Annotated in this window: 7 protein-coding genes; 6 read left to right on the top strand and 1 reads right to left on the bottom strand. The window is 43.2% G+C overall.

Translation table 11 applies throughout. The annotated features are described in order from the left end of the window. Nucleotides 1-129 precede the first annotated feature (129 nt). Nucleotides 130-1,020 (top strand): alpha/beta fold hydrolase, encoded by an 891-nt coding sequence (locus QUA97_RS17670; protein ID WP_194070384.1) that lies wholly within the window; start codon nt 130-132, stop codon nt 1,018-1,020. A gap of 309 nt (nt 1,021-1,329) precedes the next feature. Here QUA97_RS17670 and QUA97_RS17665 read toward each other — a convergent pair whose 3' ends face one another. Beyond that, a complete protein-coding gene (locus QUA97_RS17665; RefSeq protein ID WP_194070385.1) occupies nt 1,330-2,208 on the bottom strand; it encodes a Cof-type HAD-IIB family hydrolase in 879 nt (292 codons plus the stop codon). Nucleotides 2,209-3,048: 840 nt separating this feature from the next. Between QUA97_RS17665 and QUA97_RS17660 the strand changes: the two genes are divergently transcribed. From QUA97_RS17660 to clpP, 5 genes are all read left to right on the top strand, one after another. Beyond that, a complete protein-coding gene (locus tag QUA97_RS17660) occupies nt 3,049-8,562 on the top strand; it encodes a trifunctional serine/threonine-protein kinase/ATP-binding protein/sensor histidine kinase (protein ID WP_333195376.1) in 5,514 nt (1,837 codons plus the stop codon). Nucleotides 8,563-8,609: 47 nt separating this feature from the next. Continuing rightward, nucleotides 8,610-10,022 (top strand): adenylate/guanylate cyclase domain-containing protein, encoded by a 1,413-nt coding sequence (locus QUA97_RS17655; protein WP_333195374.1) that lies wholly within the window; start codon nt 8,610-8,612, stop codon nt 10,020-10,022. A gap of 155 nt (nt 10,023-10,177) precedes the next feature. Continuing rightward, a complete protein-coding gene (locus QUA97_RS17650; protein WP_333195373.1) occupies nt 10,178-11,311 on the top strand; it encodes an acyltransferase family protein in 1,134 nt (377 codons plus the stop codon). 146 nt (nt 11,312-11,457) lie between these two features. After that, nucleotides 11,458-12,468, top strand: a complete 1,011-nt coding sequence (locus QUA97_RS17645; RefSeq protein WP_333195372.1) for a hypothetical protein — start codon at nt 11,458-11,460, stop codon at nt 12,466-12,468. A 332-nt stretch (nt 12,469-12,800) separates the two neighbouring features. Next, on the top strand, nt 12,801-13,409 hold the full coding sequence (clpP, locus tag QUA97_RS17640) for an ATP-dependent Clp endopeptidase proteolytic subunit ClpP (RefSeq protein WP_194069618.1): 609 nt from the start codon (nt 12,801-12,803) through the stop codon (nt 13,407-13,409). Nucleotides 13,410-13,504 lie beyond the last annotated feature (95 nt).

The raw sequence follows: 13,504 nt of genomic DNA, 5'->3' as shown, positions 1-13,504 counted from the left end.
TAATGACTAATGACTAATGACTAATGACTAATGACTAATGACTAATGACTAATGACTAATGACTAATGACTAATGACAACTGACTTCTGCTACGATCGAAGAAGTTAACGAAAATTTACATTTAGAGCCGTGACTGCACAACAATTAGTATCTGCAACGAGTTTTGAGAAGCTGATTTGGACTTGGAAAGGTCACAAAATCCAATATACCGTCCAAGGAACCGGCCGCCCTCTGATCTTGATTCACGGGTTTGGGGCTTCTATAGGACATTGGCGGCAAAATATCCCCGCACTCGCGGCGGGGGGCTACCGGGTATTTGCGCTGGACTTGTTGGGATTCGGGGCTTCAGGCAAACCGGCGCTTGATTATACGCTGGAATTGTGGGAAGAATTGCTGACAGATTTCTGGACAGAATTGGTACAGGAACCGGCGGTATTTGTCGGAAATTCGATCGGCGCTTTGCTGAGTTTGATGGTAGTCGCCAACCATCCAGAAATATCTGCAGGCGGTGTGTTAATCAACTGTGCTGGCGGGCTCAACCACAGACCGGAGGAACTGAATTTCCCGCTGCGAGTAGTGATGGGGACTTTTACTAAATTAGTTCGATCGCCCGTCATCGGCCCGTTTGTCTTCAACAACATCCGCCAAAAACACCGCATCCGCAACACCCTGCGCCAAGTCTACGGGAACCGCGAAGCCATCACCGACGAACTCGTAGAACTCCTGCACGCGCCCTCCTGCGAGCCCGGAGCTCAACAAGTTTTCGCTTCCATTCTCACAGCCCCAGCAGGCCCTCAACCGTCAGAATTACTGCCAAAGGTCGATCGTCCGTTATTGGTACTTTGGGGTGCAGACGACCCCTGGACGCCGATCGCCGGCAGCAAAATTTACCAAGAATTAGCGGCCAACGATAAACCAGTGAAATTTGTTTCAATTCCCAACACCGGCCACTGTCCCCACGACGAGCGGCCCAGTGAAGTCAACGCTCTGATTTTGGACTGGCTGCAGGAATTGAACTAAAATTTTTCGGGGGAATGCCCGAAAAGGGCGATCGGCCAAAACCCTTGCACAGCAAAGGTTCTGCCTCCATCCACCGCACCCGCCGCCCGGATTGGAAAGACTCAAAAAAAACTTTACTAAAAAGTCTTGACACATTCGGGCGAGTCGGCTATATTAATGGACGTGTGAGGAGCGAACCAGAGAAAGCACCGAGACGAAACACGGCCAGTCGTCGGTGCTTTTTCTGTGGAAAGGCATTTTTAAGTTATTGTAGGGACACGGCATTGCCGTGTCCCTATAATATTGGGAAAATTATTATTGCTAGAAATATCAGCCGCCCAAAACAAATTGTTCGATCGCAGCCACCACCCCATCTTCCTCCACATCCGGCGCAACCCAATCAGCAATAGCCTTCACACCATCAGGAGCATTCCCCATCGCCACGCCCACACCCGCGTAGGAAATCATTTCTAGATCGTTAAAATTGTCGCCGATCGCCATCACCTGAGCCGGCTGCAAACCCAAAACTTTTTCGGCTAAATACTGCACACCATCTCCCTTACTCGCCAAAGGATGCGTAGCTTCAAAAAAAGTAGCCACCGATTGAGTCAAATAAAGCTCCGCAGGCGTGTAGCGCTTCCGCATACTGCTGAGCAAGCCGTGGAGTACCTCTGGATTCTCGCACAAGGCCAAAACCTTCGTCGGTTCCCCCGGCATATCTCGCCGCAAATCTTGAATTACAATTGGTTCAATGCCCGATCGTTCGGCATAAATTCGGGTAGCTGCTGTAATTTCCGGTACGTAAAGTTTGTCGTCAATATAGAAATGGATCGAAAGGAGCGATCGGTAATCCAGTGCTTCAAAATGCTCTAATAGTTGCAGAGCAGTTTGTTTCGACAGCGGCAAGTGTCGCAGTCGCTTTTGAGTAGCTGGATCTTGAATCCACGCGCCCTGGTAGCAAATCAGCGGCAAAGTTGAGCCAATTTCTGAGTGAAAACGCAAAGCCGATTTGTACATCCTGCCCGTAGCGATGGCCACTTTCACTCCCCGCGACTCGGCAGCCAAAACTGCCTGCTTGACGGGTTGTCGGATGTCATTTGACAAACCTGCGATCGTGCCGTCGATATCTAGTACCAGTAGTTTAATCTCTGCGGTACCAAAAGCGCGATCGGTAGCATTCGCTGGATTTGAGGCAATTATATTCTGCATGATTTTGAAATTTTAGCTGTTGATTTGCACCCACCAATTTATTTTGGCACTCGCACCTAAGTTTTGCTTGCATCTAAATTGTCTGTTATGTTTGAGAAGAATATGGAGAGAGGGCCCGAATAGAGAAGAGGAAAGGGTGGATAGGATTTGACTGCCAACGGGAATAGGTCATTGAAATATACAATTTAAATGCCTGTAGAGCGTGCCGCCAGCACCGAAAACTGTCTCAATAGCGCCTCAAACCACTTTTTGCCTCAGTCCCGATCGCAGCTTGTTTACCTATGCACTCACCAGCCCTCTTAATGCGATCTTGATTTACAATTACTTCACAGTGCCCCCGGCAATATCTCAACCATTATCTCATCATTCATACCCACTTATTCAATTGACAATTGATATCAAATCCGGTAGCATCCGAATGATTCAGATATATATTCTCGGACTCTGTGTACTCTGTGTACTAATAAGGTTAAATCACCTGACGATGCAATCGAAAACGATAGGACAATCTAAAATCATCATTTCTCGTTACCATGCTTTCTCGTTACCATGCTCTGTCTCGTAACACAGAATCCAGGGGTTATGCCTCCTTTTACTTCGCCAATCATCAGAAAAAGAGGATTATAATAAGTGTTTCAATCATTAAATATTTGTTGCTAAAATTATCATTTATATTATGTCCGATCGATTGCCGTAACAAAAAAGGTTTGTAGTGCGGACGGTCGTCCGCACTACAAACCAATTTTATTATTTTCAATCGGCCGAACGCGAGATTATTTCCATCTTTTGAACTAAAATATCCACTCCCCAACTGTACTTAAAAACTACCGCATTCGCAGCATGATTACCATTCCGGGATATCGCATAGACGGAGAAATTTATACAAACGATCGCACAGTTATTTATCGAGGGATGCAGGTTGAACAACAAAAACCTGTTATCCTCAAAACTCTGGCGCAGCCCTACCCAACCCCAGCACAAATAGCCCAACTCCTGCACGAAGCAGAAATCCTCAAAAATTTGAATTTGCCCGGAACAGTTAAGCTTTACCAACTCGAAAAATACAATCACGTTCCTGTTTTAATTTTAGAAGATTTTGGCGGCATTTCTCTCAAAAAATTTCTCACCAACAACCAGCTAGAGTTACAACAATTTCTGCAAATCGGTATCAAACTAGCAGAAACTCTCGGCCAACTCCACGAACACCACATCATCCACAAAGATCTTAAACCGAGCAATATTATTGTCAAAATCGAGACGGGGGATGTCAAAATTGCTGATTTTGCGATCGCCTCCCTGCTACCGGGCGAAAACCCCGCCCTCCACCATCCCAATTTACTCGAAGGTACCCTCGCCTATATGTCGCCAGAACAAACTGGCCGCATGAATCGGGCGATCGACTACCGCACCGATTTTTATTCTCTCGGCATCACTTTTTATGAAATGCTCTGCGGTGAAGTGCCTTTTACTGCGATCGATCCGATGGAATTAGTACATTGCCATATTGCCAAAAAACCACTTGCTCCTTGTGAGAATCAAAAACAAAAAATCCAAGGCATAATCAATCAATCACAAACCGACGAAATTCCTCAAGTCGTTTCCGATATCGTCATGAAACTATTAGCAAAAACCGCCGAAGATAGATATCAAAGTGCTTTCGGACTTGGGTGCGACCTAGAAAAATGTCTCTTTCAACTGGAAACCACCGGCGAAATATCTCACATCACCATCGGCGAACACGATAGGTCAAGTAACCTGCAAATTTCCCAAAAACTTTACGGGCGAGAAGCCGAAGTTAATCTGCTTCTCGATACCTTCGATAGGATGAGACAGGGAAATACAGAAATAGTATTAATTTCCGGTTCTGCCGGTATCGGAAAATCCTGGTTAGTCTATGAAATTCACAAGCCTATCCTGCGGGCAAACGGGTATTTTATAGATAGCAAATTTGAAAAATTTAAGTGCGATATTCCCTACGCTTTTTTGATCCAAGCTTTTCAAGACTTATTGCGCCAAATTCTCACAGAAACATCTGCCAAACTAGAAGTTTGGAGACAAAAAATATTAAATGCCCTCGGCGGAAACTGCCAAGTAATTATTGAAGTTCTTCCCGAAGTACAAATGATTGTCGGGCCGCAGCCCCCAGTGCCAGACTTAGGATTACATGAATCTCAAAATCGCTTTAATTTAGTATTTCAAAAATTCATCCGAGTCTTTGCTCAAAAAGCACACCCCTTAGTAATTTTTCTCGACGATTTACAGTGGGTAGATTCAGCATCCCTTAAGTTAATCCAACTGCTAGCAACAAACCTAGAAAATCAATATTTATTAATCATTGCAGCCTACAAAAAACAAGAACTTAACGCAAACCATCCTGTAATGCTGACCGTCGAAGCAATTAAAAAAGCAGGGGGAAATTTCAGCGAAATATCCCTTTCGCATTTAGATATTACCAGCGTCAATCAATTTGTTGCAGATAGTCTGAGCTGCTCGCCAGAAAAATCACTAGATTTAGCAGAATTGCTTTTCCAAAAAACTGGAGGTCATCCCTTTTTTCTAACTCAATTTTTCAAGTATATTTACTCAAAAAAACTGCTGAAATACAAATTTACACCTTCCGATATTTCTGTCGATATAGCCGAACCTAACATTTATGAGTCGAATCCTCAAAAAGCATATCCAGCTTTGAGAAAATGCGAAATTGCAGGTGAGTGGCAGTGGGATATCGAGCAAATACAAGAAATAGGAATAACTGACAATGTTGTAGAATTAATGATCGATCACATTCAGAAACTTTCAGAAACCACCCAGCAACTACTAAAATTAGCTGCTTGTGTTGGCAACAAATTTGATTTAGGAATTATCTCAAAAATCTGTGGAAAATCTCTAGTTTCCACAGCAACAGACCTCTGGGAAGCTCTTCAGTCCGGTCTGATTCTGCCCGTAAATAACGCCTACAAAATTCCGCTCGCACTAGCAGCAACTACAGAAGTAACCGACCAAATATCTAGAGATTTCACAGATGAATTGTCCCTACCAATCGCTGATGCTGCTAGCGCGACTTATAAATTTTTGCACGAACGAGTTCAACAAGCCGCTTATGCTTTAATATCCGAACCCAAAAAACAAGAAATTCATCTCAAAATAGGCAGATTTTTGCTACAAAACGCACCTCCAGAGCAATTAGAAAACTATATTTTTGATACAGTCAACCAACTAAATGCAGCCAGACAAATCATCAGCAGTGAATTAGAAAAACTTCAATTATGCCAATTAAATTTAATTGCAGGCCGCAAAGCAAAAGCCAGTGCAGCTTACGAACTGGCTGTCAAATATTTAACCGCAGGTATTGAATTGCTGCCGCAGGAAAGTTGGCAAACCGATTACGATTTGACTCTGGCACTCTACGAGTCAGCCGCAGAAGCTGCTTACCTCAATACCGAGTTTGAACAAATGGAAAAATGGGCAGAAATTGTCCTAAAATACGCAAAGAATGAACTAGATAAAATCAAAGTTTTTGAAATCCAAATCACAGCTTGTACGATGCAAACAAAACTGCAAGAAGCTGTACAGATTGGTAGAGAAGCACTAAGAATGTTAGGACTAAACTTGCCCGAGTCGCCAGTTCCCCTCCACATTCAGCAAGCAATGGCCCAAACAGTAGCTTATTTAGGCGACAAAAAAATAGAAGATTTAATTAACTTACCTGTGATGACAAATCCGCGCAAGTTAGGAACTATGCGCGTGCTTTCCAGTATGTTTGCAGCTACGTTTATAGTTGAACCAGTGCTGTTACCGCTGATTGTATGCCAGCAAGTTGATTTATCGATTAACTACGGAAATTCGGTTTTTTCGGCTTTTGGTTATGCTAATTACGGAGCAATTTTACAAAGAATAATTAGAGATATTGAATCAGGCGATACCTTTGGTCAATTAGCTTTGAATTTGATCGATCGACTAAATGCTTTAGAATTTAAAAGTAAGATTCTTAATTTAGTCGCATTCGTTTTGATGCACGGCAACCATCATGTTAAGGACACTTTACCACTGTTAGAAGAAGCCTATCAAAGCGCCCTTGAAAATGGTGATTTAGAATCCCTAGGATATGCGGCGGTAAATATTTGTCAGTCCTTGTATTTCATCGGTCAAGAATTGATGCCGCTAGAACAAAAAATGGCTAATTACAACCATTTGTTATTTCAACTCAAGCAAGAAACGGTATTGACTTGGAATCAAATATATCAGAAAACAGTTTGGCAATTGATGGACAATGCGGATACTTCCAATCTTTTGTTATGTGAAACTTATAACGAAGAAAAATTGTTGCGACTGCTATTGAAAGCTAACGATCGCGTCGGTTTACAGCACTTTTATTTGCAAAAGTTAATATTAGCATATTTATTTGGAGATATTCAGCTAGCCCTAGACAATGCAGCACAGGCCGAACTTTATTTAGATGGAGTAGCGGGCTTTATTAATGTTCCTGAATACCATTTTTACGATTCTCTCGCCAGACTTGCAGCCTATCCACAAGCAACAAATGAGGATCAAGAAGAGCATCTTTTTTGCGCCAGCAGCAACCTCAGAAAACTCCAAATAAAATCACTTTCTGCGCCGATGAACCTCCAGCACAAATGCGACTTGATCGAGGCAGAAATAGCGCAAATTTTCGGCGATATTGTCAGAGCAATGGAATATTACGACCGTGCAATTGCCGGAGCTCAAGAAAACGGATACATACAAATACAAGCACTCGCAGCAGAATTAGCGGGAGCATTTTATTTATCCATAGGACGAGAAAGAATTGCTAAGACTTACTTGATAGAAGCGCGTTATTGCTATCAGCGCTGGGGAGCACAAGCCAAAGTAAGACATTTAGAATCAAAATACCCGCAGTGGCTAACTTTAGCCTCAATTTCAACTAATATCGAAACTCGCAAATCTACCAGCAGCGCTTGCACTACGAGCGACAGTGCAGGGGTGCTAGATTTGACAACCGCAGTCAAAGCTTCACAAACATTAGCAAGCGAAATAGTTCTCGACAAACTACTGGCAAAGATGATGAAAATTGTGATTGAAAATGCCGGAGGAGAAACAGGATTTTTAATACTAGAAAAAGATGGTAAATTGGTTATTGAAGCATCGGGTTCTGTGGATGCCGATCGCGTTGCTGTCATGCAATCAATTCCTATAAATTTTGTAGATGAAGAGCGAGAAGAAACTTTGCTATCAGTTGCAGTTGTCAACTACGTCGCCCGCACCCAAGAAAGTATAGTTTTAAATGATGCCAGCCGCGAAGGACAATTTACTCACGCACCTTATATAATTGCTTTTCAACCTAAATCTATTCTTTGCACTCCGTTAATCCACCAAGGCAAACTAAGCGGCATTCTATATTTAGAAAACAATCTGACTACAGGCGCATTTACGCCAGAAAGGTTAGAAATATTACAACTGCTGTCTTCTCAAATTTCTATCTCTATAGAAAACGCCCAACTTTACACAAATTTGCAGCAATTCAATCAGAATCTCGAAAAATTAGTACAGCAGCGTACTTCCGAGCTTTCCCAAACTTTAGAAGATTTAAAATCTGCCCAAAAGAAACTGGTAGAATCGGAAAAAATGGCTGCCCTTGGGGGTTTGGTTGCAGGTGTTGCTCACGAAATCAACACTCCCATCGGCATCGGTATCACCGCCGCCTCGCTGCTGGCGGAAAAAGTTACAAAGTTTTTTGAGCTTTACAGCAAGGGGCAAATTAAACGCTCCGAGTTAGAAAAATTCCTGGATACGGCCATGCAAAGCAGTAATATGATCTTATCAAATTTGACGCGGGCGGCTGACTTGATTCACAGTTTTAAAGAAGTGGCTGTAGATCAGTCGAGCGAATTACAACGCACGTTTAACCTAAAAAATTATCTTGAGGAAATTTTGACATCTTTAACCGCCAAACTAAGAAGAACTAAACACAAAATAGAGATTAAAGGCGATGAAAATATTGTACTGGACAGTTATCCTGGTGTGTTGTGTCAAATTGTGACAAATCTGGTGTTTAATTCCCTGGTTCACGCTTACGATGGAGAAGACGAAGGGATTCTGGCTTTTGATTTTAAGCTAGAGGGCGATCGGCTAATATTTGAATATGCAGATAACGGCAAAGGAGTTTCCCCAGAAAATCTCAGTAAAATCTTTGAACCATTTTTTACCACCAAAAGAGGTAAGGGCGGCACAGGATTAGGACTGCACATTATTTACAACCTCGTTACGCAAAAACTCAAAGGTACAATTACCTGCGAAAGTCAATTGAACAAAGGTACAAGATTTATGATGGAGTTTCCAGCTAAAATTAGTAATTAGTTATTATAACACGAGTTTTAATAGAATTTTATTTAGGAGAGTAATTAATGTCAGAAGCTAGTAAAAAACTATTCGCTGCGAACGATGACGAATTAATAGCATTGGGCGACGATGAATTAATATTTGCGGAAGAAGACGAGGTTCAAGAACAACCGATTCCAGACAGTTGGAAAATCTTAATTGTAGACGATGAAATAGAAATTCATAATATTACAAAGCTAGCTTTAAATGAATTTACATTTGAAAACAAATCCCTCACATTTATCAGCGCTTTTTCTGGTAAAGAAGCCAAAGAAATGATCCAAGCCCATCCAGATGTAGCATTGATTTTACTGGATGTAGTGATGGAAACAGAAGAGGCAGGCTTGGAAGTTGTAAAATACATCCGCGATATTTTAGACAATAAAATAGTGCGAATTATTTTGCGAACCGGACAGCCGGGACAAGTGCCGGAAGATGTTGTAATTGTCAGCTACGATATTAACGATTACAAAACTAAAACAGAACTCACAAACAAAAAGTTATTTACCACAGTAGTGACAACGCTGAGAGCATTTCGCGCTCTGACTCAAATCGAAGCCAGCAAAAGCGAACTTGAAAAGATTGCAATAGCTTCGGCCCGCTTTGTCCCCCGCGAATTTTTAAAGTTTCTCAAGATTGAAAGCATTGTTGATGCCAGATTGGGAGACTCTGTACAGGCGGAAATGACGATTATGTTTGCCGATATTCGCTCATTTACAAGTCTGTCAGAAAGTATGTCTCCTAGAGAAAATTTTGAATTTCTCAACTCTTACTTAAGCCGAGTTGGTCCAGTTATCCGCCAGTATAACGGTTTTATAGATAAATACATTGGTGACGGAATTATGGCTTTGTTTCCTAACCGTTCTGAAGATGCGGTTCAAGCGGCAATTGAGATGCAGCAGCAAGTTAAAATTTATAACAGACACAGGCAAAATAGCGGATATCAACCTATTTCGATAGGGATTGGTTTGCATACGGGAACTTTAATGTTGGGTACTATTGGTGAAGCGGAACGGATGGAAAGTACGGTAATTTCTGATGCTGTGAATTTAGCCGCGCGTGTGGAAGGATTGACAAAGCTTTACGGAGTCGGTATTGTAGCTAGCGTCCAGACTCTTTGTCGAATAGACGATCCCCAAAATTATAAGTGTCGGTTTCTCGATCGCGTTCAAGTCAAAGGAAAACAAACGCCTGTGGCTGTATTTGAAATTTACGACGGCGACTCGGATATGATGATCGAACTAAAAGCACAAACTCAAACTTATTTTGAACAGGGAATTTTTTTTCACTACCAGCAACAATTCGCGCAAGCAAGGCAAATGTTTTTGCGCGTGTTGCAAGTCAACAAGTATGATAAGGCCGCAGCTTTTTATGCCGATCGCTGCGATATGTTGATGAAGAATGCTGTCATTATGACTTTGGAAGGAATTGAAATTTAGGGCATGGGGCATGGGGCATGGGGCATGGGGCATGGGGCATTGGGCATTGGGCATCAGCTAAGATTGTGAACAGTCAACAGTCAACAGTCAACAGTCAACAGTCAACAGTCAACAGTGAACCGTGAACAGTCAACAGTGAACAAATAACTTAATTTATGCGCTTAAAATCCCTTGATGTTTTTCGCGGAATTGCGATCGCCTCGATGATTTTAGTCAACAACCCCGGCAGTTGGAAACAGGTGTATCCGCCGCTAGAACACGCAGAATGGCACGGCTGCACGCCCACAGACTTGGTATTTCCGTTTTTCCTGTTCATCGTGGGCTGCGCGATGTCTTTCTCGCTGTCAAAATATACTGAAACTACTACAAAAATAGAAACAAATATCTATTGGCGAATTGCGCGCCGCGCGGCGATTTTATTTATATTAGGATTACTGCTAAATACATCTTCGATCGCCCTTGACGTACTTCTCAACAGCGCCCCGGTGGAAAACTTCGGTAAAATCCGCATCATGGGAGTATTGCAGCGCATCGGCTTAGCGTATTTCATCAGTGCGATCGCCATTCTCAACCTTTCCCCCCGCCATCAAAAACTGCTCGCGGTTGCCGTGCTTTTGGGCTATTGGGCTGCACTAACCGCAGGCGCTGTAGGGGGGTACAGTGCCGGCGAACTCACGCCAGAAGGAAATTTAGGGGGATATGTCGATCGGCTAATTCTCGGCAGCCAACACCTGTACAAAGGCGGCCCCTTCGATCCTGAAGGATTGTTGAGCACATTACCCGCAGTTGTCACAGTCCTCATCGGCTATTTTACAGGGGAATGGTTGCGCGTGCAGCCAATTAAAACCCGCACCAGTATCAACTTAGCAATCTGCGGCCTCAGTTGCGTGATAATAGGCCATTTGTGGGGATTTTTATTTCCGATTAACAAACAACTGTGGACGAGTTCCTATGTAGTCTTTACCGCAGGTTGGGCGTTGCTATTGCTAGCAGCTTGCTACGAAACAATAGAAGTGCGGAATTGGAAATGGGGGCGACCGTTTGAAATCATGGGAGTGAATGCTATTTTCGTGTTTGTTGCCTCTGGAATTGTCGCCAGACTTCTATTAAAAACTCATATCGGTAGCGGTGAAAATCCTCCAAGTACCTACACTTGGATTTACGAAAACTGGTTTGTGCCGTGGGCGGGGCCACTGAACGGTTCTTTAGCATTTGCCGTGACAGCGGTATTGTGTTGGTGGTTGATTTTGTATGGAATGTACCGCCGAGGTTGGGCGATCAAAATTTGAGTAAAAAAACAGAATACCTAAAACCCCTACTTCTTTAAAAAGTCAAGGTTCTAAGAGCTAGTAGGGCTTGACATCCACAGCCTTTTGCAGTTAACGTATTTATTTATTAATTTAAAAAGTGTTTTAATCACGGAATGGAGAGAGCAATGAACAACTTTTTAGATAGCTTGATCTGTCGGCAGACATTTGATACGCAGGCTTTGATGAATTCTCACCCACCCAAATTTTACGACCCTAACAAGCAGATAGTTTATGATATTTGTTGTCCGCCTGGATGCACTCATCGGGGTCAATTAGCATTTTCCCGATGGTACGCAATGCCTTTTCCAGAATATCTTTCTCCTCTGGAACATCAGACAGATATTTCTGAGCGAAAGGCATACTTTGGGTACGAGCCATCCCAAGATAGCACTGAGATGGAGTGGTATCTCAATTTCGCTCATTACGATCTTTTTTGTGCTTATGGTGGTTCGCTATTTGCCCAAGACGAAATGCAGGTAGCTGAACATCCAGCACTCAGTTCACTGCGAGAAGCTTTACTAGATTCCAACATTAAGCCATTAACAGTGGAGAGTCAACAACCCACCCCGATCCTGATTCGTGGGGTAGAACGGAGGTGTGCGATCGCTACCGATCGCAATTCAGAACAGGGGCGACCTTTTGGTCTTTACGGCAATAACTTTGGACGAGCGACATCAGATGCGATCGCCCAAGCGACAAAACCTCTAAACCCGCCTACAATCACAAACATCATTGCGATAGAAGCTCCTTCCTATGGCGAGGGTTCTTATAGCATTGCACAAATTGAATACATTCTTAAAACAGCATTCACTGGATTTTGTGCAGCACGAATTGAGTCACAGTTAGAGTCGGCTCAAACACCAACTTTGATTATTCATACAGGCTTCTGGGGATGCGGAGCTTACGGTGGCAATCGTGTCTTGATGGCTCTTTTGCAACTGTTGTCTGCTCGTCTCAGTCAAGTGAATTGTCTAGTCTTTCATACCAGCGATGCTACGGGAAGTCAGGATTTGGCAACTGCTCAACAAATACTCGATCGCGATTTAGTACCTGATGATTCACCGGTGAAAGTTTCAGATTTGGTAGAAAAGATTCATGGGATGGAATTCCAGTGGGGATTTAGCGATGGAAACTAAAAGGATATTCGAGCCAAGTTATACCTGGAGTAATATCAAATCCTCTATTCATCGGAATAATAAATTCGAGTCAACAGTCAACAGTCAACATCATTCCGGCGTAACCGGAAAGGCTATAACAACCTTTTCTTTGCAATACGCAGCTACAGTTTTTCCTGAGAGTGAGGAAATCCCACCCGTTCAAGTTTCCACTAGGGACTCGATCGCGCCTCAACCCCGCCCAGCTCAAGGATTTTGCCGATTTCTAGATCGCCCCCCCCTCAACCGCTCGCTATAAATGAGCCCAAATCGCTAAAATAAAAAAAAGATACGTAATAGGCAGGCTGGCGTCAATGATCCCAACAGTTATAGAACAATCCGGTCGCGGCGAACGCGCCTTTGACATTTACTCGCGACTCCTGCGCGATCGCATCATCTTCTTGGGCCAACAGGTTGACTCAGACTTAGCCAACTTGATCGTTGCCCAATTGCTATTTTTAGACGCAGAAGATCCAGAGAAAGACATTTACCTCTATATCAACTCCCCAGGGGGTTCGGTAACAGCAGGTATGGGCATTTTTGACACAATGAACCACATCCGCCCGGACATTTGCACCATTTGTCTCGGTTTGGCCGCCAGCATGGGGGCTTTTCTGTTGAGTGCCGGCGCTAAAGGCAAGCGGATGAGTTTGCCTCACTCCCGGATCATGATCCACCAACCTCTCGGTGGAGCTCAAGGACAAGCAACGGATATTGAAATTCAGGCAAAAGAGATTTTGTACCACAAACAGCGCCTGAATCAATTTTTGGCAGATCATACCGGTCAGCCGCTTTCGCGCATTGAAGAAGATACGGAACGGGATTTCTTCATGTCCGCCGATGAAGCTAAGGATTACGGTTTGGTGGATCAAGTGATCGATCGCCGTCCTTCGGCCAGCCGCCCGATCGCCGCTGTGGCGTAAATTAAAAATTAAAAATTAAAAATGGGAAATATTCTGCATTTTTGATTTTTAATTTTTAACGTTCAAAAGTACCTTTTTAATCCTGGATAAACGGG

The organism is Microcoleus sp. CZ3-B2 (assembly GCF_036705055.1).
Lineage (GTDB): Bacteria > Cyanobacteriota > Cyanobacteriia > Cyanobacteriales > Microcoleaceae > Microcoleus.
Note: the sequence above shows the minus strand (reverse complement) of the source record. Positions and strands in the feature narration are given on the sequence as shown.